General features: G+C 35.3%; 20 protein-coding genes and 1 tRNA gene. 8 read left to right on the top strand and 13 right to left on the bottom strand.

Features of this window, described 5'->3' with window-relative positions:
• The 5 genes from RMN97_RS05310 to RMN97_RS05290 all read left to right on the top strand — a co-directional run.
• The coding region (locus tag RMN97_RS05310; protein WP_409024877.1) for a coproporphyrinogen-III oxidase family protein at nucleotides 1-745 on the top strand (745 nt) is incomplete at its 5' end.
• A 119-nt stretch (nucleotides 746-864) separates the two neighbouring features.
• A complete protein-coding gene (locus RMN97_RS05305; protein ID WP_309613485.1) occupies nucleotides 865-1,242 on the top strand; it encodes a GxxExxY protein in 378 nt (125 codons plus the stop codon).
• A gap of 50 nt (nucleotides 1,243-1,292) precedes the next feature.
• A complete protein-coding gene (locus RMN97_RS05300) occupies nucleotides 1,293-2,078 on the top strand; it encodes a cyclase family protein (protein ID WP_309613484.1) in 786 nt (261 codons plus the stop codon).
• Nucleotides 2,075-2,482 (top strand): GNAT family N-acetyltransferase, encoded by a 408-nt coding sequence (locus tag RMN97_RS05295; protein ID WP_309613483.1) that lies wholly within the window; start codon nucleotides 2,075-2,077, stop codon nucleotides 2,480-2,482. Before RMN97_RS05300 ends, RMN97_RS05295 begins: the two co-directional genes overlap by 4 nt.
• A gap of 22 nt (nucleotides 2,483-2,504) precedes the next feature.
• Entirely contained in the window at nucleotides 2,505-2,870 is a 366-nt protein-coding gene (locus tag RMN97_RS05290) for an MmcQ/YjbR family DNA-binding protein (protein WP_309613482.1), read from the top strand.
• 157 nt (nucleotides 2,871-3,027) lie between these two features.
• On the opposite strand, the gene RMN97_RS05285 is transcribed toward RMN97_RS05290, so the two are convergent.
• Nucleotides 3,028-4,128, bottom strand: coding sequence for a DUF4407 domain-containing protein (locus RMN97_RS05285; RefSeq protein WP_309613481.1), 1,101 nt, complete (start codon nucleotides 4,126-4,128; stop codon nucleotides 3,028-3,030).
• 305 nt (nucleotides 4,129-4,433) lie between these two features.
• The gene (locus RMN97_RS05280; protein WP_309613480.1) at nucleotides 4,434-5,822 is read right to left on the bottom strand and encodes a dipeptidase; all 1,389 of its coding nucleotides are present in this window, start codon (nucleotides 5,820-5,822) and stop codon (nucleotides 4,434-4,436) included.
• Between the two features lie 119 nt (nucleotides 5,823-5,941).
• Here RMN97_RS05280 and RMN97_RS05275 point away from each other — a divergent pair.
• Nucleotides 5,942-6,023 (top strand) — tRNA-Leu (locus RMN97_RS05275).
• Nucleotides 6,024-6,260: 237 nt separating this feature from the next.
• The gene (locus RMN97_RS05270; RefSeq protein WP_309613479.1) at nucleotides 6,261-7,025 is read left to right on the top strand and encodes a hypothetical protein; all 765 of its coding nucleotides are present in this window, start codon (nucleotides 6,261-6,263) and stop codon (nucleotides 7,023-7,025) included.
• Nucleotides 7,026-7,142: 117 nt separating this feature from the next.
• On the opposite strand, the gene RMN97_RS05265 is transcribed toward RMN97_RS05270, so the two are convergent.
• The 6 genes from RMN97_RS05265 to RMN97_RS05240 all read right to left on the bottom strand — a co-directional run bounded on the left by RMN97_RS05265 (nucleotide 7,143) and on the right by RMN97_RS05240 (nucleotide 13,629).
• Nucleotides 7,143-8,909, bottom strand: a complete 1,767-nt coding sequence (locus RMN97_RS05265) for a DUF885 domain-containing protein (RefSeq protein WP_309613478.1) — start codon at nucleotides 8,907-8,909, stop codon at nucleotides 7,143-7,145.
• A 67-nt stretch (nucleotides 8,910-8,976) separates the two neighbouring features.
• Nucleotides 8,977-9,339, bottom strand: coding sequence for a nuclear transport factor 2 family protein (locus RMN97_RS05260; protein ID WP_309613477.1), 363 nt, complete (start codon nucleotides 9,337-9,339; stop codon nucleotides 8,977-8,979).
• Between the two features lie 189 nt (nucleotides 9,340-9,528).
• Nucleotides 9,529-10,467 (bottom strand): pseudouridine synthase, encoded by a 939-nt coding sequence (locus tag RMN97_RS05255; protein ID WP_309613476.1) that lies wholly within the window; start codon nucleotides 10,465-10,467, stop codon nucleotides 9,529-9,531.
• A 188-nt stretch (nucleotides 10,468-10,655) separates the two neighbouring features.
• Entirely contained in the window at nucleotides 10,656-11,576 is a 921-nt protein-coding gene (locus RMN97_RS05250) for a geranylgeranylglycerol-phosphate geranylgeranyltransferase (RefSeq protein WP_309613475.1), read from the bottom strand.
• 11 nt (nucleotides 11,577-11,587) lie between these two features.
• On the bottom strand, nucleotides 11,588-12,526 hold the full coding sequence (locus tag RMN97_RS05245; protein WP_309613474.1) for a mevalonate kinase: 939 nt from the start codon (nucleotides 12,524-12,526) through the stop codon (nucleotides 11,588-11,590).
• Nucleotides 12,523-13,629, bottom strand: coding sequence for a diphosphomevalonate decarboxylase (locus tag RMN97_RS05240; RefSeq protein WP_309613473.1), 1,107 nt, complete (start codon nucleotides 13,627-13,629; stop codon nucleotides 12,523-12,525). Before RMN97_RS05240 ends, RMN97_RS05245 begins: the two co-directional genes overlap by 4 nt.
• Nucleotides 13,630-13,713: 84 nt before the next feature.
• Here RMN97_RS05240 and RMN97_RS05235 point away from each other — a divergent pair, with 84 nt between their 5' ends.
• On the top strand, nucleotides 13,714-14,187 hold the full coding sequence (locus RMN97_RS05235) for a TspO/MBR family protein (protein WP_309613472.1): 474 nt from the start codon (nucleotides 13,714-13,716) through the stop codon (nucleotides 14,185-14,187).
• On the opposite strand, the gene RMN97_RS05230 is transcribed toward RMN97_RS05235, so the two are convergent.
• The 5 genes from RMN97_RS05230 to RMN97_RS05210 all read right to left on the bottom strand — a co-directional run bounded on the left by RMN97_RS05230 (nucleotide 14,188) and on the right by RMN97_RS05210 (nucleotide 22,169).
• Nucleotides 14,188-15,414 carry an NAD(P)/FAD-dependent oxidoreductase gene (locus RMN97_RS05230; RefSeq protein ID WP_309613471.1) on the bottom strand — a complete coding sequence of 409 codons (1,227 nt, stop codon included), beginning with the start codon at nucleotides 15,412-15,414 and terminating at the stop codon, nucleotides 14,188-14,190. It lies immediately after the preceding gene.
• Entirely contained in the window at nucleotides 15,411-16,070 is a 660-nt protein-coding gene (locus RMN97_RS05225) for a glycerophosphodiester phosphodiesterase family protein (RefSeq protein WP_309613470.1), read from the bottom strand. The genes RMN97_RS05230 and RMN97_RS05225 overlap by 4 nt, the downstream gene beginning before the upstream one ends.
• An 89-nt stretch (nucleotides 16,071-16,159) precedes the next feature.
• On the bottom strand, nucleotides 16,160-17,803 hold the full coding sequence (locus tag RMN97_RS05220) for an alpha-amylase family glycosyl hydrolase (RefSeq protein WP_309613469.1): 1,644 nt from the start codon (nucleotides 17,801-17,803) through the stop codon (nucleotides 16,160-16,162).
• A gap of 96 nt (nucleotides 17,804-17,899) precedes the next feature.
• Nucleotides 17,900-20,278, bottom strand: a complete 2,379-nt coding sequence (locus RMN97_RS05215) for a TIM-barrel domain-containing protein (RefSeq protein WP_309613468.1) — start codon at nucleotides 20,276-20,278, stop codon at nucleotides 17,900-17,902.
• Between the two features lie 61 nt (nucleotides 20,279-20,339).
• A complete protein-coding gene (locus RMN97_RS05210) occupies nucleotides 20,340-22,169 on the bottom strand; it encodes a glycoside hydrolase family 13 protein (RefSeq protein WP_309613467.1) in 1,830 nt (609 codons plus the stop codon).
• Nucleotides 22,170-22,210: the final 41 nt, after the last annotated feature.

Genomic DNA, 22,210 nt, shown 5'->3' with positions numbered 1-22,210 from the left:
ATGTCTTGAAATTGCTACTCGATATTTTGATAATATTTCCATCGATTTGATTTATGGTGTTCCCGACTCGAGCCAGAATGGCGAACAGGCGCAGCAAATGAGCAATGAAAAATGGTTGCAAAATATAGAAACCGCTTTGTCTTACAAAATTCCTCATATTTCCAGTTATGCTTTGACAGTTGAACCAAAAACGGCTTTGCATACCTTTATTCAAAAAGGAATTATTCCGCAGCCTGATGATGAAGTCGCGCAAGAGCATTTTCATTTGCTGGTTGATAAGCTACAAGAAAACGGATTCATTCATTATGAGTTGTCCAATTTTGGAAAGGAAAATTATTTCTCCAAAAACAATTCGAGTTATTGGCTCGGAAAAAAATATCTCGGAATTGGTCCGTCAGCGCATAGCTATGATGGCATTTCCAGAAGCTGGAATGTTTCGAACAACTCTCTTTATCTGAAATCAATTTCTGAAAACATATTGCCTTCAGAAACCGAAACCTTAACCAAAACCGACCGTTATAACGAATATGTAATGACAGGTTTACGCACCATTTGGGGCATTTCTTTAGACAGAATCGAACAGGAATTTGGCAAAACTTATTTGGATTATCTTAACCAACAAGCGGCAAAATACATTGAAGATCATTTGCTTTTTGTGGACGATAATATTTTGCGAACTACCAAAAGCGGTAAGTTTTTGAGTGACGGAATTGCAAGTGATTTGTTTTTGTTAAATTTGGAATAGTTTAACCGCAAAGGGCGCAAAGTTTTACGCAAGGTTCGCAAGGTTTTCATTGTGTCCTTTTCGTAAACCTATTGATTTCCTTAAGGTTAAATGAACAAAAATATACGCCACAAAAAATTATGTCAGAAAATGAATTATCTAAAATAGTATTCGATTGTGCTTTGAAAGTGCTTCAATCACTTGGGCCAGGGCTTTTAGAAAGCGCTTATGAAGAATGTTTGTTTTACGAATTAAGAAAAACAGGTTTGGAAGTTCAAAAGCAGAAAGCTCTTCCGCTTTTTTATGAAGAGGTAAAACTTGATGTTGGTTACAGGATTGATATTATCATCGAAAATAAATTAATTATAGAAGTTAAATCAGTTGAAGCATTGAATGATGTTCATTTTGCGCAATTGTTAACTTATTTAAAATTGACCGATTGCAAGTTAGGATTGTTAATCAACTTTAATGTAGCACTAATAAAAAACGGAATAAAAAGAATTGTAAATAATCTTTAAAACCTTTGCGAACCTAGCGTGATTCTTTGCGCTCTTAGCGTTTAAATTCTATGATAGCAAAAATCCAAAACTTCGAGATCGACTTATCAAAACCGATTGACATTTCTATTCCATTAACCAATACTGATGCCAATCCGATTGCATGGTATATCGAAAAGCCACAAATTGAACCAGTTCGTTTTGGTTCCGAAGCTTCGGAATGGATTGGGAAAGTTTCTGAAGGAAGCTCGACCAATTTCAACAATATTTTCTTTAATCCACACGGACACGGAACACATACGGAATGCCTCGGTCATATTACACGAGAGTTTTATAGTATCAATCAATGTCTCAAACAGTTTTTCTTTACAGCTGAATTGATTTCGATTCAACCGGAAAGTATTGGGGACGATTTGGTTATTACCAAAAAAAGCATCTCGTCCTTCGTCTGCGCTCAGGATGACAAGCTCGATGGGACAAAAAAAACAGAAGCTTTAGTTATCAGAACGTTGCCAAATTTAGAATCCAAAAAACATAAAAACTATTCTAAAACAAATCCGCCATACTTGTTACAGGAAGCTGCAACTTTTATTCGCGAAATCGGAATCAAGCATTTGCTAATTGATTTACCAAGTGTGGATAGGGAAGAAGACGAAGGAAAATTATTGGCTCACAAAGCATTTTGGAATGTGAAAGATATAAATAACCTAAATGCTGATGCCCGTTTGGATTGTACCATTACCGAAATGATTTTTGTAGATGATAACGTTCAAGATGGAAGTTATATTCTCAACTTGCAAATTGCTTCTTTTGAAAATGATGCGTCACCAAGTAAACCTGTTTTGTACAAAATATGATTGTTGTTTCCACAGATAAAAGCAAACTAAATGTTCCGTTCATTCAAAACTTTTTGAGGGATATTTATTGGGCAGCCGGAAGAACGATTGATGAAGTACAAACAACCATTGACGCTTCCTTTTGTTTTGGAATTTATTTAGATGACGAGCAAATTGGTTTTGCCCGTGTGGTCACTTATTATGTTGTTTTTGCCTATCTGATGGATGTTTTTATTGATGAAAAGCATCGCGGAAAAGGATATTCTTCCATTTTAATTGATGCCATGATGAAGGAACCGCAATTACAACAAGTAAAAATCTGGAGATTGGCGACTTCTGATGCCCATTTTTTATATGAGAAATTCGGATTTACACCGTTGGCTCATCCTGAAAAGATGATGGAAAAAGTAATTAGTATTAAGTAGTGAGAATTAAGTATTAAGATAAATGAACATCCAGCAATTATACGAATTTTGCTTATCTAAAAAAGCAGTAACTGAACATTTTCCGTTTGATGAAGATACCTTGGTGTTTAAGGTTGGAGGGAAAATGTTTTGCCTGACTTCGTTAAAGGAATGGGAAAAAGGAACACCGTCATTGAACCTAAAAGGAGAACCAGAAAACAATGCGGAACTTAGTGCACAATATGAAGCCATAAATCCAGGATACCACATGAGTAAAATACATTGGGTAACAGTTGATTTTAACAGTGATGTTTCGGATAAAATGATGTGCGAATTAATCACTCATTCTTATGATTTAGTATTTAAAAGTTTGACTAAAAAACTTCAAAACGAAATTCTTGAAAATTAATTTTTAGGAAATAACATAAGTTTTTTAACCGCAAAGCACGCAAAGATATCCGCTAAGTTCGCAAGGAAAAGCTCAACACTTTGAACATGTTGGGCTTTATTTTTTTTAAAATTTTGCGAACCTTGCGAAAAAAACTTTGCGAACTTTGCGTTTAAATTTACATGGATTTCTTCTGTTTTTCTACAAAACCATCAGCTTGAAGTTTGAGTAATTCGGTGGCGCCTTTTTTCTTGTAGTTGTATAATTCTTTGTCGTCACGAATATCGGCGTAGACTTTATCATAAATCTCGGCATCGGTTTTCTTTTGTAATTCGCTTTGGTAACGATTTTGTGAAATCACATTTTTAATTCCCATTTCCAAATCTTCCTGCTTGAAATCGTATTCACCTTTTGGCGATAATAATTTGGCAATGATTGGGGAAGTTTCAATAGCAAAAAACAACAACATAATGAACAGCGAAGGAATTGAAGGCAATTTCCCTAAAGCGTTAATCCGAGCCATCAGACCATCGAATCCGTCAATGATAGGTTGTGTTTCGGTAACTTTTTTATCTAAATCGGTTTGCAAAGTTTTCGCTCTGACTTCTTTATCGGCAATTATTTTAGAATTGTTTATTTTCATGGAATCTAATTGTTTGACAGCCAAATCATGCGCGATTCTTTTTTCTTGATATATTGGGCCTTTCCCCATTTTTTTGGTTCCGGCTGAACCTTCTGCTTCGGTGATATAGGATTGGTACAAACCCGCGACTTCTTTTTCTTTTTTGGCAATATCCGATTTTAAACTATCCATTTCGGCTTTGTTTTTATCGACATCGGTTTTGAAATAATTGGCAACCTGATTTTTATTGGCAATCGCCATTTCGTTTTTCTCTTTTAGTAAAACGGTATTGATTTCCTTTTCAAAAATTTTGATTTCCAATGGTTTTGAAATCACGATAGCTATAATAATTGCTAACACAATTCGAGGTGAAGCCTGAATGAATTCGTCCAGAAAACTATCTCTTTTTTTTATTGTTGAAACAATAAATCGGTCGAGATTGAAAATTAAAAATCCCCAAACTATACCAAATGCAATAGCAATATAGGGATTGTCAAAAACGGTGTAAAGTGCATAACTACTGGCAATAAATGCCATAACTGCTGTAAAGAAAACGGTGGCGCCAATGCCGGCATATTTGTTTTGTTCGCCGTTGGAACATGAGTTCACGATGTTACTATCGGCACCTGAACATAGGAGGAAAAAAAGTTTTAACATGATGATGATTTTTTGATGATCATGATTATACAAATATAACGCCAAAAGTTTAAGTTTATTGTAACCTATTGAAAGTTAGTTTGATTTGCGTTAAGGATTAAAGTGGAAATCCTGTCATTGCGTAAGTAAATGGTACTGTGAAATTGTTTCGTTCCACGCAAAGACAGATTGCAACGGAAAGCCTGACCTTGTTGCTAAAGTGATTCCTCGTTGAGTAAAAGTTGTGCAACAAGGGAACGCCCGAATAAAAAATCCGCTCATTCAATTAAGAAGAACGGATTAATAATCTGCGAATCTGCGGTCAACTATTTCGAAAGCTCCACAAAATATTTATAAAACAACGGAATCGTTTCAATTCCTTTCAAGTAATTAAAAATTCCGAAATGTTCGTTTGGCGAATGAATCGCATCCGAATCCAAACCGAATCCCATCAAGATAGTTTTGCTCTTCAATTCTTTTTCAAACAACGCTACAATCGGAATACTTCCACCAGAGCGAACCGGAATAGCCGGAACTCCAAAAGTTTCCGTATATGCTTTGTTTGCTGCCTTATATCCAATGCTGTCAATTGGCGTTACATAACCTTGTCCACCATGATGCGGCGTAACTTTTACTTTCACCGATTTTGGACCTATGCTTTCAAAATGTTTAGTAAACATTTCGGTAATTTCATTCCAATCCTGATTTGGTACCAAACGCATCGAAATTTTTGCATACGCTTTGCTGGCAATTACAGTTTTTGCTCCTTCTCCTGTGTATCCGCCCCAAATTCCGTTAACGTCTAAGGTTGGACGAATAGAGTTTCTTTCATTGGTTACATAGCCAGTTTCTCCATAAATATCAGCGATATCTAACGCTTGTTTGTATTTATCTAAATTGAATGGTGCTTTTGCCATTTCGGCTCTTTCAGCCACAGTCAATTCTTCTACTTTATCATAAAATCCTGGAATCGTAATGTGATTGTTTTCGTCATGAAGTGAAGCAATCATTTTGGTCAACACATTGATTGGATTGGCAACAGCGCCACCATATAATCCCGAATGTAAATCGCGATTTGGACCTGTAACTTCTACTTCAACATAACTCAAACCACGTAGTCCGGTTGTGATACTTGGTTGTTGGTTAGAAATCATTCCGGTATCGGAAATTAAAATCACGTCACAACTTAATTTTTCTTGATTTTTTTCTACGAACCAGCTGAGACTTTTCGACCCAACTTCTTCCTCACCTTCAATCATAAATTTTACGTTGCAAGGCAAACAATTGTCCTGAATCATGTATTCGAAAGCTTTCACATGCATGTACATCTGACCTTTGTCATCGCAAGAACCACGTGCAAAAATTGCTCCTTCAGGATGAATTTCGGTGACTTTAATTACGGGTTCAAATGGTGGTGAAGTCCATAGTTCCATAGGATCTGGTGGCTGCACATCATAATGTCCATAAACTAAAACTGTTGGGAGGTTTTTGTCGATTATATGTTCACCGAAAACGATTGGATAACCTGGAGTTTCGCAAATTTCAACATGCTTGCAACCTACTTTTTCGAGTGAAGTCTTTACAGCTTCCGCAGTAGCTATAACATCGTGAGCATAAGCGCTATCAGCACTTACAGAAGGGATTTTTAATAATTCGATTAATTCATTGATAAAACGTTCTTTGTTTTGTTGAACGTAATTTTTTATATTGTCCATTGTAGTTGTTAATTAATACCGTCAAATATACAAATTGAAATTACATAAAGTTTTATTTGGAATTTAGAATTTGTTCTTTGGAATTTAAAAAGAATAACTATATTTGCACTCACAATTTTGCGGATATGGTGAAATTGGTAGACATGCCAGACTTAGGATCTGGTGCCGCAAGGCGTGTAGGTTCGAGTCCTATTATCCGCACAGAAGGCTTCTCAAACGAGAAGCTTTTTTTATTTTAAGATATTGGACACAAGGTGTGTCTCGTTGTGAGCAACGAGATTACCAGCACTAAAAAGCTCTAACTTTTGTTAGGGCTTTTTTTTGTTATAAATTGGTTAATAATATGTTTACACTTTATTGTTTTAGAGTGTTTTAATTTTTGTAAATTGATTTATTTTTACAACATAAAAATCTTTTTGATTTAAATTTATAATCCTAATGAAAGGTAGAAAGCTTATGATAACCGCAGTTTTGGCATTTTTCGGTTTTGTTTTATTAGCGTTTTCTGTATACTTACTTTATAAGAACACAAGTACTTCTATTGCTGCTCAAAAACAGAAAGAATTAGACGAAGCTATCAAACAAATAGAAGTGTTGCATGCTGAAATTGTTGAAAAAGATAAAATTGTTGAAGAAGCTGAACAGAAAACTAAAAGGTTAGAATCTGGTTCTTTTAATCAATCCTTTGGGCAAAACTTACCAATTATAGAAATTGTTGATAATGATTTGAGCGATGGTAATACCACAAGCGGAAACGGGAAGAAAGTTCACAAATTGATGTATCACCATCAATTGCGATTTTACTTATTGAACGTTGGGAAAAACTCATTGAAAGACGTAATCTTCTCTATAAAAGATATTTATAACGATCCAAAAGAGAGAAATAAAAAAGGCAAATCCAACGGGAAATATGATTATATGGGACATTCTGTCGATGGAGATGAGATTGGAAGCTATGAAAATATTGAATTGCAGACGCTTAATCTTAAATCAAAAAAGTTAATCTACACTAGTAATTTACCGGGAAGTTTTGGTGTTGGCGATTACTCTTATAATGTGGTGGTCGAATGGAATCAAGGGTTTTATCAAATGAAAATAAACATTGAGGAAATAGAAGGCGTACTCAAATACAAATATGATTTTTATGATGTCTCCGGAAATCCGATAAATTATAAAAGCCTTGAACTCAATGTTAAAAACTAAAAAAAACGTCCCGATTAGTCGGGACGTTTCTTTTTAGTTTGAAAATTTACAAAGGCCAGCGCGCCTGCTGGCTCCTTCTCTAAAAATGTTCACCGAACATTTTCTTTACGCTCGGCCCTATTTACCGGTTTCTATCCAGTTGTTTATTTTCTTTTCTAAAAGTGCTAAAGGCAACACACCTGATTCCAATACTTTTTGATGGAAAACTTTTATGTCAAATTTATCTTTCATCTTGTCTTGCGCTTTTTTACGCAATTCCAAAATTTTCATTTGTCCCATTTTATAAGACAATGCTTGTCCCGGTATAGCCATGTAACGCTCAATTTCAGCAATAATTCCTGCTTCGCTTTCGGCTTCGTTATCTAATGAATATTTGATAGCTTGCTCACGCGTCCATCCTAGATTATGGATTCCGGTATCAACAACTAATCTCACGGCTCTGTGCATTTCGTTACCTAACATTCCGAAGTATTGATACGGGTCAGTATATAAACCCAATTCTTTTCCTAAACTTTCGGTGTATAAAGCCCAACCTTCACCATAAGCACCAAACCAAGCAAACTTTCTAAAATTCGGCAATTCATTATTTTCTTGTTGCAATGAAATCTGGAAGTGATGTCCCGGAATAGCTTCATGCAAGAATAAATCTTCGTCACCATAGAAATTATATGTTTTCACATCCGGAATTGGCACATAAAAAACACCTGGTCTTGTTCCGTCAGCCGTTCCTTGACTGTATTCTGCACTTGCGGTTTTTTCTCTAAAAGCTTCTGTTCTTTTTATTTCGAAAGCACATTTTGGTTGCAACGAAAATAGTTTGTCAACATTAGGTTTAATGGTTTTATGTATTTTTTCGAAGTTGGCAATTACCTCTTCTGGTGTTTTGAACGACATTAATTCAGGTTTCGTTCTAACATGCTCAAAAAATTCATTTATAGTTCCTTTGAAACCAACTTGGTCTTTTACTTTTTCCATTTCGGCTTTGATTCTTGCTACTTCGCTTAAGCCAACTGCATGAATTTCTTCCGGAGTTTTGGTTGTTGTCGTCCATTGTTTTGCATAGACTTTGTAGAGTGCTGCACCATTAGGAAGACTACCAATTCCACTCGTACTTCTAGAAGCAGTAAGGTATTCGTTTTTCAAAAACGTGGTTATTTTTTTGAATTGTGGCTCTAATTTTTCTTTGATGGTAGAAGCATATTCTTTTTTCAAAGCCTCTTGTTGGTCAGCTGTAATTTCTTTTGGAAATGATTTTACAGCCGAATAAAAAAGATTGTCTTCTACATTTGGCGTAACCATACTTTCAAACTGAGGTATAACTTTAACGGTTAAAGATTTTGGTAAAACGATTCCTTTAGCAATTCCTTTTTTCATGTAAACCATAGCTGAATCCATCCACACCGAAAATAAATCCATTCTCTTCAAGAAGTTTTTATAATCTTTCTCTGTTTTAAAAGGCTGGGCACTTGAGCCACCAGCAAATTGTCCCAAGGTTAAGTTTGTTCCCCAAAATTGGTGAATAGGCATTAAATTGGTGTCGTATTTTAATAAATCTTTACCAATAGAAACTTCCCATTTAATGATGTCATAGCTATTTTTCTCTTCAGTTGATAAAGAAGTTGTATCAACAGTTGTCAACTCATTTTCGAATTTGTCAAAAAAAGCGGCTTGTTTTTTACGATACGAATCAGTCATTTCAAATACCAATTTGTCGTTGTATTCGTTTTGACCATTTTGAGTTGCGCCTATCGGATCTAATTCGTTTTTACCGTCAAAGTAAGCATCGGTAATGGCTTTGAAATCTTGTTCTTTCTTTTCGGATTTGCAGTTTACAAAAAGTAGTGATAGGAATACCATTGCTGATATTTTGTGTATGTTTTTCATGTTGAAGTGATTAGTTTGGTAAAACTATTGGTTTCTGCCGAATTGATTTGTTAATGAAATGATAAAATTAGCCGTGATAAACTCTCGAAGCCATGATTTTTCCTTCTTTTATTTCCAATACTTCGGCCACGAGCATAGTGTCTTCGTTTTCAACTGTTCTAATGTATTCCATAAAAACTCTGTCTGAATTTGAAGTTAATGAAGTTACTTTATAATGCAGACTCGGCAATCGGTCGAACGCCTCTTTCCACCAAGTTCGAAGGGCATCTTTTCCGGTAACCAAACCATTAGTTTCGGGATGACGAATTTTTAATTTTGGACTAAAATGTTGTGCTTCGTCATCATATAACGACACTAATTTTTCTAAGTTATGCGCATTAAATGCTTCAAACCAAAGCATTGCAATCGATAAATTTTTTTCTGCTGACATTGTTTTTTAAATAAAAAACCCCAAAATAAATTGGGATTTATGATTGTAAATATACTTTTTTTGCGTTTGTCTAAAATAATCTAAACACGCTTTCTTTTGACAGACCGTATTTTTTTTAAAACATTAAGAAATTAAGAGAATTAAGTTTGGCTGAATGTTGCTTAATTTCTTAATGGTTCAAAATGGTGTTTAACCGTTCTTTAAATTGATAATTTCCTGTTCTGTCAGGAAACGCCAATTCCCGCGAGGTAAATTCTTTTTGGTTAACCCTGCAAAAGCAACTCGGTCAATTCGCAAAACATCATAACCTAAATGTTCAAAAATGTTACGAACTACTTTTACATTTGGTGATTTTAATTGTAAACCGATTTCGCTTTTTGGTTCGTTTTCGATATAGCTTACTTCCTGAACAAATACTTTGTGTCCGTCAAGCGTAAGTCCTTTGCTGATTTTTTCCAAATCATCAAACTTCAAATTCTTGTCCAATGAAACTTGGTAAATTTTAGTCGATTTTTGATTAGGCAACGTAAATTTCCGAATCATATCAGTATCGTTTGTAAATAATAAAAGCCCAGTTGTGTTTTTATCCATTCTACCAATAGCACCAATTTTTGCAGATGTTGAACCTTTAACCAACTCTAAAACATTACGGTATTCTTGACCTTCATCCAATGCTGTTGTGAAATTTTTGGGCTTGTTTAGCAAGATGTATTCTTTCTTTTCCGGCGTTAAAGTGGCACCATCAAAGTTAACAACATCGCCTGGTTTTACCATATAACCCATTTCGGTTACCGGAATTCCGTTCACTTTCACATTCCCTGATTGGATGTAAATATCAGCATCACGACGCGAACACGCACCCGAATTGGAGATGTATTTATTCAAACGAATTTCGTCAGCTGCTTTTGGTCTTTTTGCTACTTGATTCGGTTTTTTTTCTACTTTATTTGTTGCAGCTGCCTCTACTTTTGTGCTAGGTTTTACTTTTTTCGGACCTTGAGCACGTTTCGCCATGGCAGGTTTAGCTCCGCTTCGTTCGCCTCCGGCTCGGGTTGGCTTATTCGAACTTGGTCGCGAACTATTTGTACGTGAGCCACTTCCTTTATTATTTCCTTCCTTCTTATTCATAATTCTGTAATTTACTTCGTCAGTTCGGCCTTTTTGGCCTCGTGTGGTGCAAAGATACGTATTTCAGTTGCTTTTTTAGGAGCTATTTCCAGCTATCCACTTTATCTTTTGCTTTTTTAGTCATTGCTTCGTGCCTCGCAATGACTAAAAAGCAAAAGGATGCCGTTGCTATCTGGGCTAGGATAAAACTAAAACCGCAACAATCTTCTACCGTGAACCAGCACTTCTGGATTGATTAAAACAATACAGAAAACACCAGAAACCACAAGGAATTTCAGCATATTGTGGAGTTTTAGATAATCGGGTTTGGAGTTGGATTTCCAAAGTTTTTGAAGGAAGAAAATCAAAACAATTAAACTTACGTAAAAATAAATGTCCATATAACCCACTTCAAATATTTCTACAAGAAAATAAATTGGGACTATCGTTAAAGCGGTTAAGAGTGTTATAATTTTTTTGGCTGTGCTTTCGCCAAACATCACCGGAATGGTTTGATAATCATTAGCAATATCGCCTTTTATGTTTTCTAAATCTTTGATCATTTCACGGATTAGCAATAAAAGAAAAAGGAAAGTAGCATGAGCAAATATTTGTGGGTAGATGTTTTTATAATACAATAAAATCGCAAAAAAAGGCAAAACCGCAAGAAAAGCGGCGGTCAAATTTCCAACAACTGACATTTTTTTGAGCTTATGAGAGTAAAACCAAATTAGGAAAATATAGGTTGAGAAAAATAAAACGGCTCGAAACGAAACAAAAAACGACAATAAAAAAACAATAAAATTGACTGTAAAATAAACATTTAGCTTTGTTTTTTGACTTACCAATCGGTCGAGTTGTGATTTGTTTGGTCGGTTGATTAAATCTTTTTTACTGTCGTAAAAATTGTTGATGATATAACCAGAAGCAATCGTTAAACTGGAAACAAGTACGATGATAAATAAATACAAATCCAAGATTATATCGAGGGCTCGTTTTTTTTCAGGCGCTAAAATAAAAATAGCCGATAAGTATTGTGCCAAAACAATAATGGCAATGTTGTAGCCACGAACCACTGAAAGCATACTGACGATTTTCAGCAGTAAATGTTTGGTTTGTCGGCTTAACATTTTTGGGGAAATTAAAACTGGTAAACCACTTCCAATTTATAATCTTTCAAGGATTGTTTTGCTTTTTCTAAGTCTTCAGTAAAGCCTAAAATATAACCACCACCACCAGAACCGCAAAGCTTCAAGTAGTAATCGTTAGTGTCGATGCCATGTTGCCAAATACCGTGAAAGGCTTCCGGAATCATTGGTTTGAAGTTGTTCAAAACGACTTTAGATAATTGTTTTGTATTTGCAAAAAGTGATTTCATATCGCCACCGAGGAAATTTTCTACACAAGCGTCGGTATATTTGATGAATTGAGATTTCAGCATTTTACGGAATCCTTGATCTTTCAGATTTTCCATAAAAATGGTTACCATCGGAGCAGTTTCTCCAATAATTCCAGAGTCTAACAAAAACACGGCACCTTTTCCGGTTGTGCTTTGTGATGGAATTCCGGTTGCTTCAATATTATCTTTAGAGTTGATAAGAATTGGAATACTCAAATAACTGTTTAATGGATCAAGCCCTGAACTTTTTCCGTGGAAAAATGATTCCATTTGAGAGAAAATAGATTTCAGTTGCAATAATTTTTCTCTTGTCAGATTTTCTAAAACGGTGATTTTACTGTTGGCATATTTGTCATAAATCGCAGCGACTAATGCGCCACTACTTCCAACGCCATAACCTTGTGGTATACTCGAATCGAAATACATTCCGCGTTCAACATCTGTTTTTAAAACTTCTAAATTAAAAGTTACTAATTCAGATTGTTCGTTTTGAAGTTGCTCCAAATAGGTTACAAATTTTCTCAAACTTGCATTGGATTTAATGGCTTCCTGTGATGGATTTTCATCCACTTTCAAAGCGCCATTGTAAAAATTATAGGGAATAGATAAACCTTTTGAATCTTTTATAATTCCGTATTCTCCGAAGAGAAGAATTTTTGAGTAAAATAATGGTCCTTTCATAGATTTTTTATTGCTCCTGTTCCAATAGAGTCACAAATATAGTTACCATTTTGACAATAGCCAACTAATTCAGTGGTAATAAATTGCAAAACAGTATCTCTAACGTTTTCGGGGTACAAAACGTGTACGTTTGCTCCTGCATCTAAGGTAAAACATACAGGAATAGTTGTTTCATTTCTAAATTTCCAAATTTTATTTATGATTTCCAATGTATTAGGCTTCATTAATATAAAATAGGGTAAAGATGTCATCATCATGGCATGTAAAGTCAGTGCTTCGCTTTCTACTATTTTGATAAATTCGTCTAAATTTCCGGTTTCTAAAACGGTTTTTATACATGACAAATTTTGATGTGCTTGTGCAAAACGTTGTTCGGCAAAGGGATGATTATGCATCAAATCGTGTCCAACGGTTGACGATACTTGCTTTTCGCCTTTGTCAACTAACAAAATGGTGTCTTGATAGTTGTTGAAATTTGGATGAATGTTTGATGGAAATGTTACGCCAAACAAATCAGAACTATTTACAATTTCGTCGTGTTTTCCCCAAACAACTACATTTCCTTTTACGCTTCGGCACGCGCTTCCTGAACCTAACCTGGCTAAGAAAGAGGCTTTTTGGTTAAAGAAATCTTCATTCATTTCAGGATTCAAAGCTTTCTCCAAACTCATAATATTCATAGACAAGGCTGCCATTCCGGAAGCGGAAGAAGCAATGCCCGAACTATGCGGAAAAGTATTTTGGGTATCAATTATAAAATGATAATCAATTAAATAGGGACAATATTTTTCAATACGTTCGAAGAACTTTTGAATTTTTGGTTTAAAATCTTCTTTGGGTTTGCCTTCAAATAATAAATCAAACGAAAACTTCTCAATAGTAGCACCAATAGTAATCGAACTATTTTTTTTGATAAAAGAAAGTTTGGTAATCGTTTTACAATTATTTAGCGTAAAACTAATAGATGGATTGGCTGGAATTTGCTTATTTTTTTTCCCCCAATATTTTACTAAAGCAATATTACTTGGTGCGCTCCATTGAAAACTTCCGTTTTCGATTGAAGGTGAAAGTGGTTTTGCAATAAAATCCTTTTCGGACAACATAGATTTAAATTTACGCAAAGATACTTTTTTTATAAAACTAACTGATTATCGTTTAGTATATTTGAACTTATATAAATTACTGCTATGCAAAAGATTTTAAAAATAGTTTTGGTTGTTGTCGTATGTGTAACGATTGGTTACTTTTCGGGAATGGTGACAAGAGATAGTATTACCACTTGGTATCCAACTTTGGTAAAGCCTGTTTTTAATCCACCCAACTGGATTTTTGGACCCGTTTGGACTTTGTTGTATATCATGATGGGAATTTCAGCTGGTTTGGTTTGGACAAGTGGTTCTACTGTACAAACAACCAAAAAGGCACTTGGTATTTTTGCGATACAGCTTGGTTTGAATGCACTTTGGTCATACCTTTTCTTTGGTTTGCACAATCCGTTTTTGGCCTTAATTGAAATCATACTACTTTGGTTAATGATTTTAGAAACCTATAATCTGTTCAAAACGATTGACAAAACAGCCGGATTTTTATTGCTTCCGTATTTGGGTTGGGTAAGTTTTGCCACAATATTGAATGCGAGCATTTGGTGGTTAAATAAATAATTAAATAGTAATAGCTTCCGCCACTATAAAACCCGAAGTCCAGGCATTTTGGAAATTAAATCCGCCGGTAATTGCATCAATATTTACGATTTCGCCAGCAAAGAATAAATTTTCATGTAATTTGCTTTCCATGGTTTTGAAATTGATTTCCTTTAAATCAATGCCGCCGGCGGTTACAAATTCTTCCTTAAAAGTGCTTTTGCCATTTACCTGAAATTCGCCATTGGTGAGTTGGTTGGCTAAATCGGTAAGTTGTTTTTTAGATAAATCGGCCCATTTGGTTTCAGTTTCAATTCCAGATGCCAAAACAAAGCTTTCCCACAAACGATTCGGAAACTCAAACGGCGATTTTTTGCTCACTGCTTTCTTGGCATGTTCTTGTTTGAGTTCTTTTAAAGTATCCATCGCTTCTTCAAACGTGACTTCATTAAGCCAATTCACCTGAATTATAAATTGGTAATGCTTATCAAATAATTCTCTGGCGCCCCAAGCAGAAAGCCTCAAAATTCCTGGACCCGACATTCCCCAATGTGTGATTAGTAGCGGACCGGAAGCTTCTAATTTACTTCCTTTTACTTTCACTTTAGCGAAAGCCGAAAGTCCCATCAAATCTTTAATCCGGGCATCTTTGATGTTAAAGGTAAATAGTGAAGGAACTGGTGAAACAATGCTATGACCAAGTTCTGTAAGCATGTCCCATATTTTTGGATTGCTTCCCGTAGTCATAATGAGTTTTTGGCAGGCAAAAGTTTCGTTCCCGAAGTTTCGGGAGGTTTCTACTTTCCAATAGTCTTGAGCTTTGAAAATAGATTGCACACTTTGACCAGTCAATATTTGAATTCCCAATTTTTGCGTTGCCGAAAGAAAGCAATCAATAATCGTTTGCGAATTATCAGAAACAGGAAACATGCGTCCGTCATCTTCAATTTTTAATTCCACGCCATGCTTCTCAAACCAATCGATAGTATCGCCCGAACAAAACTGATGAAAAGGGCCGCGTAGTTCTTTTTCGCCACGCGGATAAAACTTTACCAAATCATTCGGCACAAAGCAAGCATGTGTCACATTACATCGTCCACCACCGGAAATACGCACTTTCTCCAGAACGGTTTTGCCTCTTTCAAGGATAGCAACTTTCAGTTTTGGATTTTTTTCTACAATATTAATTGCCGTGAAAAATCCCGCTGCGCCACCACCAACAAGTATAATATCGAAATTTGAGTTCATAATCTATCCGGAAAATCTGTAATGATACCGTCAACGTTTAACGATTTGACAAAGATAATATCTTCTTGTTCATTGATGGTCCATGGATAGACTTTAAAATTTTTGGATTGCATTTGAATAACGTTTTCTGCCGTCAGTAAATGATAATACGGATGAACAGAATACGCTTTTATGAATTTGGCGAAAGCCAATGCTAAATCTAAATCTGTGTTTGTCAAAACGCCAATGCGGATTTTATCATTTAGGAAATGGACTTGTTGCACCGCATTCCAATCAAAACTGGAAACGATGAAATCTTCATATGTCCAATGTTTTTCAGAAATATACTTTTCGATAAGTTCGGCTACTTTATCTGCAGTATCATAAGCTTTGAGTTCTACATTGATAAAGCATTGCTTATTCACCAATTCAAAAACGGATTCCAAAGTTGGAATGCCAAATTGTTTTAATTCTTTAGCACTAAAATCTTTTACAAAACCAGTTCCAGAAGTTGTTCGGTCAACAGTATCATCGTGAATCACCATCACTTTTCCATCCAAACTTAGATGAACATCAAGTTCAATTCCGTCAACGCCAAGTTCAATTGCTTTTTGGAAAGAGGCCAAAGTGTTTTCAGCAACATAGCCTTTCGCACCGCGATGACCTATTTTTAGCATTCTGTTTATATATTTTTCGGAACCATTAAGGTATTAAGTTGCATTAAGTTTTACTCTTAATTTTCTTAATACCTTAATGGTTTCATTTTTTAATTTTTTTCCAATAATACAATTCCGAAATCAGTATTGAGATTTACTTTTCCTTTAACAACAGTTGCCGTTTTTCCGGAATATGCATCTTTTACTTTGCTTCCATTTGGAAAGATTGTACCTATGGGAATGCTCTTTTGACCTTTATCTAAATCCAATCCAACAACAACTTTATCCGAATAATTTCCTTTGGTAAATTTTCTGCTAAATACATAAGGAGAAGCTGAAATCTGAGCATGAACTCCTCCACCAACGGCAGGATGTTTTTTTCTAAACTTGCCTAATTTCTGCCAATGTGATACTACTTCTTTAGTTGTAGCGTTATTGGCAATATCATCCCAATTCATAAACGAACGCAAAGTTGCATCGCCTTGTGTGCCTTCAATATCAAGCGGACGTGCACTTTCGTCACCATAATATACTTGTGAAATTCCCGGTGTCAATAATAACTTGGTGCCGCTTTCAAAAGTTTTTTCTCGCTTTTTATCAAACGGATACCCATCATCGTGCGACGAAACATAGTTCATCACCGTGTTCCCTTTTAAATCGTTTTGCAAGATGTTGGAATATTTAGAAAATAATTCTTCATAGTTCATTTTGGCCTCATTTCTAAAATCAAAATTGATTAAACCTGTAAAACCATTTTCAAAATAATTCACTTTTTTATCGCCAAAGTCATAGAATTTTTTTCCGCCAATGTTATACCCGTAAACTTCTCCAACAGTAAAAAAAGGATTGCTATCCAACACTTTTTTCGGATTGGTTTTTTTGTATTCGACGAAAGCCTTGTCACAAACTTTTTTAAAATCAGCCCAAACATCTTCGGTTACATGCTTTGCGGTGTCCACTCGGTAGCCATCAATTCCGAACTCGGTGATATAATCCGATAGCCATTTCATGATGTAATATTTTGGTGCTCGTGGATAACCTGTCTTTTTGAAGAAAGCATCAAGCGAAGCCACTTCTTTATCATAACGACCTTCTTTTTTCCATTTGTTGGCTAAAAACGCTGGCAATTCTACATTCTCATTGCTTTCTGTTTTTACATCCGGAAGATTGTCGACCAAAGTACAATTGATATACGTGTCGTATGATTTATAAGTACATTTTGGCGAAGTTCGAACCCAATCATTCGGATAAACAGAATCTTCGGGAGTTACTGGTCCGGTGTGATTAATTACAGCATCGAGCATAATTCTAATGCCTCGAGCGTGGGCTTTCTGAACCAATTCGGCTAAATCTTTTTTGGTTCCAACACTTGGGTCAAGCGCGCTCCAATCTCTGGTCCAATAACCATGAAATGCATACGTGAATCCGGTTCCTTCATCAACGCCATCATGGACTTGCTCTACAATTGGCGTCATCCAAATTACATTGATTCCAAGATTAGTGAAATAACCTTCGTCTAGCTTTTGAATAATTCCGCGAATATCACCACCATCAAAACCGCGAAGTTTCCCAGTTGGTTTGTTTCTGTTGAAAGTATTGTTGTTGGTTTTATCGCCATCGTTAAATCTATCGGTAACGATAAAATAGACATTGGCACTTTCCCAAACAAAAGGAGTTTTTGGTTGCTTCTTCTGAGCGAATAAATTTCCGCTAATGAAACATGCAATTAAAAGTAACAAAACTGTTTTTTTCATAAATTTTATTTTGCATACCTACAAGGTTTTTAAAACCTTGCAGGATATTGCTTTATCTAATCCTAATAAGGTTTTTTTTACAATGTTGGTAAATTGTTAGTATTCAATTTTAACTTCTTGTGTTGTTCCTTTGGTCATTGTAACATTTACTTGTAATGGCTCGTGAAAGGTTTTGTAAATCTGTTCCTGACCATTTACAAAAATTCGTTTGGCTTTGATGTTGTGAATTAATACCGATACAGTTTTGTCTGTAGATGTAAAGTTTTTTCCTGTAACAGTAGCCATTTTAATAACTAATGATTTGCTATTGTTATTGCTATTGAAATTAATTATTTCATATTGTTCCTTTTCAAAAGCGTTTGGCGTTGCGCCATCATCATTGTATAATTTCCCTGAAGAATTGGTAACATTGCCATCAAAATAATAGTGCAGGTTGAAATTGGCTAACGAGAATTTTGTTGTGTTTTGAATGGTTTCAATCATCGGAATAAAACTACCGCCACGAACAAAGGTTGGAATATAATCTTCATTTACTTTTACAGTTTCTGTTGCTCCGGCTGCGTGTTTTTCATTTGTATAAAAATCAAACCAGTTGCTGCTTTTTGGAAAATATACATCTGTTGAAGTCACACCAGCTTTTGTAATTGGTGTCACCAAAAAGTCATTTCCCCAAAAATAGGTTTCAGCAACAGCTGTCAATATTGGATTATTTGGCTCTTCAAAAAACAACGGACGCATTAATGGCGTTCCTTTTTGATTGTTATCGAACGATAAAGTGTAATTATATGGCATTAATTGATAACGCAATTCGACTTGTTTCTTAGCTTTTGCCATTGTAGCAACATCTTTTCGAGCCACTTCCGAAGCAACATCTTCCTGTGCATGCGGACGAAATATCGGGTTGAAAACTCCGTATTGCAACCAACGCAAGTACAATTCGTTATCAAAATAATCGCCTGCAAATCCTCCAAGATCAGAGTGCATATAACCCAAGCCTTGCATTCCCATTTGAAGCGCAATTTCCATTTGACTTTGCAATCCGCCCCAAGAACGACTCACATCACCGCTCCAAGGGACCATTCCGAAACGCTGAGAACCAGAATATCCAGCACGCATCAAAATAAATGGGCGCTGTGTTGGAAAATCTTTTTTATAACCATCAGCGATTAGTTTGGCCCAATTATGGCCATAAATATTATGTACTTCATCTGCTTTTCCGCCAGCCGTAATTACTTTGGATGGGAAGACTTCAGGTTCACCCAAATCGCCCCACATTCCGCCAACGCCTTGATTGATTAGTCGTTTGTAAATATTCCAAAACCAGTTTTTCCCTTCTGGTTTGAAAATATCTACAACACTCGTATTTCCAAAATAAAAATCCCAGGTTGCCGGTTTTCCTCCCGAAGCTTCGGGATTATCAGTTACCAATACTTTTTTGTCAACTGCTTCCTGCCATTTTGATGAGGTTGTTAGAATGAAAGGTTCAGTAATCAAAACGGTTTTTACACCTTTGGCATTCAAATCAGAAATCATTTTATCCGGATTTGGAAAATTGTCTTTATCCCAATCCAAATTCCCCATGGTGCCTTTTACGGTTTTTCCAAACCAATACAAATCCAGAATTATGGCATCAACAGGGATTTTGTTGTCTTCAAATTTCTTAATCGTATTTTCAACTTCTTCCTGAGAATGATAGCCAAAACAGCTTGAGAAATTACCTAAAGACCAACGCGGTAACAAAGGTTGCTTTCCGGTTAAATCAGTATAATTCGAAACTAAGTCCGTCCAATTATCACCAACAATAACTTGATAAGTCTTTCTTCCCGAAATGGTTTCATAGGTTAACGTATTGTCTTTTTTGCTATCCAAATCCAAATAACCAATTGCTGAATTATCAAAATGAACGGCGTATAATTTGGATGACATCACTAACGGAATACAGAAATTCATCAGTTCGGCTTTGGTTTCATACCCATAATGCGCACGATTGTATAACGGCAAGCGATTGCCACGACGGTTCATGCCTAAAGCACGCGCGCCACCACCATAAAGTGCTTCGGAATTATCTAGATTGAAGGACAAGGTTTGGGTAGAATCATTGACTTTGGTATAACCCAATTTTTCGGATATGAGTACTTTACCCTGATTGGAGTAAGTGATTTTAAATGGAACTTTATTTATAACAACCGTTATGTTTCTTGTGTTTAACACTAATGAACTTTCTGTTTTTTTGAAAGTTACATTTACCTTTTCAGGAGTTTTTATAACGGCTTGCGAATTTGGATTAAAAATCTCTCCGTTTGGAATGAATGAAGTTTCCACAATCTTATGAGAATAAGGCTTTACCAAATACGAACCATCTGAAGTTTTGACTTCTAAAATGTTGTTTTTCCAAGAATGGGAAATGTATTTTCTATTTGCATTTTGGGCAAATGAAATTGTGGTAATCAGTAATAAAACAATTATTTTTTTCATGAGTTTTTTTTTAACCATATAAGCCATATAAGTCTTTCTTATATGGCTTATATGGTAAATTTTATTTTAATTCTAATACGAGAACCGATTTCTCTTCAATAGTAATATCGTTTTTTAAATCAACAGTTTTTCCGGATAAAATGTCTTTTCCGGTTTGATAATTTTGGATGCTTTCGTTAAATCGTTTCGTTTTGAACGTTTGATTATTGTTGCTGTTATTGATAACAACCATAACGCTCTCCGCTTCGGTGTAACGGAAATAAACATACACATTATTTTCCGGAATATAATGCGTCATTTTTCCGCTGTGAATTACGGCTGCCGTTTTTCTCCAGTTGAATAATTTAGAGGTGAAGTCAAAATACTTTTGTTGTTCTATTGTTCTTCCAGATTTAGTAAATGCATTATTGCTATCACCATTCCAACCTCCAGGAAAATCTTTTCTAATATCAGCATCGCCTTTGTTTTTGTCTCCAGCCATACCAATTTCGGAACCATAATATAATTGCGGAATGCCGCGAACCGTTGCCAATAAGGTCATTGCCATTTGGTATTTCTTGAAATCGTTTTTATAGATTTCATTAAAACGATTAGTGTCGTGATTTTCGGCAAAAATTAAAAGGTTGTTAGTATTCGCATACAAAAAATCATTTGAAAAATTATCATATACTTTAACCATTCCATCTGTCCAAGTTTCTTTATCTTCATTGAAAACTTTTGTAATGGCATCTTGTAACGTAAAATCCATCACACTTGGTAAATTGGAGTTATAACTCTGAATTCTGCTTATGGGACTGTCTTTTTGCCAATAAGAAATTGCTGCTTGAGTATACATCCATGCTTCACCAACGATATTAAAATTTGGATATTCATCAGTGATATTTTTTGTCCATTTGGCAATACTTTCTTTATCGGCATACGGATACGTATCTACTCTAAATCCATCTAAATCGGCATATTCAATCCACCAAATGGCGTTTTGAGTCAAATAATTCATCACTAAAGGATTGGATTGATTTAAATCGGGCATTGATTTCACAAACCAGCCATCAACACATATTTTGGCATCTATTTTTGATGCGTTTGGATCAGATTGGGTTGTTTTTCGGTCATTGGTTCTGGCATAACCTGGGAATTGATGTAACCAATCGTAAGTTGGTAAATCGTTAATCATCCAATGTTCTATTCCCCAATGATTGGTAACATAATCCATGATGTTTTTCATTCCTCGTTTGTGTAATTCTGCACTTAATCGGACGTAGTCCTCGTTGGTTCCATATCGTGGGTCAATTTTATAGACATCTGATTGCCCATAACCATGATAGGAATATTCTTTGTCATTATCTTCGCAAATAGGTGTTGGCCAAACAGCAGTTGCTCCAAGTTCTTTGATATAATCTAAATTTTTAATAATACCTTCTATATCGCCACCATGTCTTCCGCCAGGTTTATTTCTATCACTTTTTTCAAAAGTTTCCTTAGTAGTATCATTGTTTGGATTTCCGTTTGCAAATCGGTCAGACATTATTAAATAAATCATATCTGAACTGTCATAGCTTTTTCTGAATTTGGAATTTTCTCTTCTTGCTCTAATGGAATAGTTTTTAGTAAACGATTTTTTACCATTTTTAAACGAGAAAACTAAATCTTGAGCTGTAACATCTTTAGTGTCGATAGTTACAAAAACATAGTTTGGATTCTCTGTTTTTCTGATGTTTTCAATAACAACATTATTAGAAACAGCAACGTTATATTGTGCAATATTTTTACCATAAAACATAATTTGAACGCTGGAAAGATTCATTCCGGCATACCAAAATGGAGGTTCAACGCGGTCAATCTGTGCGAATGCGGAAACTGAAATCAGTAAAAAGAAAAGTGCTTTTTTCATAACGTAATGTTTATAAACCATTAAGGCATTAAGAAAAATTA

Origin of the sequence: Flavobacterium sp. (assembly GCF_031381455.1) — a bacterium.
In the GTDB taxonomy this organism is placed as follows: domain Bacteria; phylum Bacteroidota; class Bacteroidia; order Flavobacteriales; family Flavobacteriaceae; genus Flavobacterium.
This window is presented reverse-complemented; position numbering and strand designations above follow the sequence as displayed.

Excerpts from the sequence above, each read along its gene's own strand:
- RMN97_RS05295 (WP_309613483.1), top strand. The coding sequence starts at position 2,075 with ATGATTGTTGTTTCCACAGATAAAAGCAAACTAAATGTTCCGTTCATT.
- RMN97_RS05260 (WP_309613477.1), bottom strand. The coding sequence starts at position 9,339 with ATGTCAGCAGAAAAAAATTTATCGATTGCAATGCTTTGGTTTGAAGCA.
- RMN97_RS05290 (WP_309613482.1), top strand. The coding sequence starts at position 2,505 with ATGAACATCCAGCAATTATACGAATTTTGCTTATCTAAAAAAGCAGTA.
- RMN97_RS05210 (WP_309613467.1), bottom strand. The coding sequence starts at position 22,169 with ATGAAAAAAGCACTTTTCTTTTTACTGATTTCAGTTTCCGCATTCGCA.
- RMN97_RS05240 (WP_309613473.1), bottom strand. The coding sequence starts at position 13,629 with ATGTTGTCCGAAAAGGATTTTATTGCAAAACCACTTTCACCTTCAATC.
- RMN97_RS05270 (WP_309613479.1), top strand. The coding sequence starts at position 6,261 with ATGAAAGGTAGAAAGCTTATGATAACCGCAGTTTTGGCATTTTTCGGT.
- RMN97_RS05250 (WP_309613475.1), bottom strand. The coding sequence starts at position 11,576 with ATGTTAAGCCGACAAACCAAACATTTACTGCTGAAAATCGTCAGTATG.
- RMN97_RS05305 (WP_309613485.1), top strand. The coding sequence starts at position 865 with ATGTCAGAAAATGAATTATCTAAAATAGTATTCGATTGTGCTTTGAAA.
- RMN97_RS05225 (WP_309613470.1), bottom strand. The coding sequence starts at position 16,070 with ATGCTAAAAATAGGTCATCGCGGTGCGAAAGGCTATGTTGCTGAAAAC.
- RMN97_RS05265 (WP_309613478.1), bottom strand. The coding sequence starts at position 8,909 with ATGAAAAACATACACAAAATATCAGCAATGGTATTCCTATCACTACTT.
- RMN97_RS05245 (WP_309613474.1), bottom strand. The coding sequence starts at position 12,526 with ATGAAAGGACCATTATTTTACTCAAAAATTCTTCTCTTCGGAGAATAC.
- RMN97_RS05220 (WP_309613469.1), bottom strand. The coding sequence starts at position 17,803 with ATGAAAAAAACAGTTTTGTTACTTTTAATTGCATGTTTCATTAGCGGA.
- RMN97_RS05285 (WP_309613481.1), bottom strand. The coding sequence starts at position 4,128 with ATGTTAAAACTTTTTTTCCTCCTATGTTCAGGTGCCGATAGTAACATC.
- RMN97_RS05235 (WP_309613472.1), top strand. The coding sequence starts at position 13,714 with ATGCAAAAGATTTTAAAAATAGTTTTGGTTGTTGTCGTATGTGTAACG.
- RMN97_RS05255 (WP_309613476.1), bottom strand. The coding sequence starts at position 10,467 with ATGAATAAGAAGGAAGGAAATAATAAAGGAAGTGGCTCACGTACAAAT.
- RMN97_RS05300 (WP_309613484.1), top strand. The coding sequence starts at position 1,293 with ATGATAGCAAAAATCCAAAACTTCGAGATCGACTTATCAAAACCGATT.
- RMN97_RS05215 (WP_309613468.1), bottom strand. The coding sequence starts at position 20,278 with ATGAAAAAAATAATTGTTTTATTACTGATTACCACAATTTCATTTGCC.
- RMN97_RS05230 (WP_309613471.1), bottom strand. The coding sequence starts at position 15,414 with ATGAACTCAAATTTCGATATTATACTTGTTGGTGGTGGCGCAGCGGGA.
- RMN97_RS05280 (WP_309613480.1), bottom strand. The coding sequence starts at position 5,822 with ATGGACAATATAAAAAATTACGTTCAACAAAACAAAGAACGTTTTATC.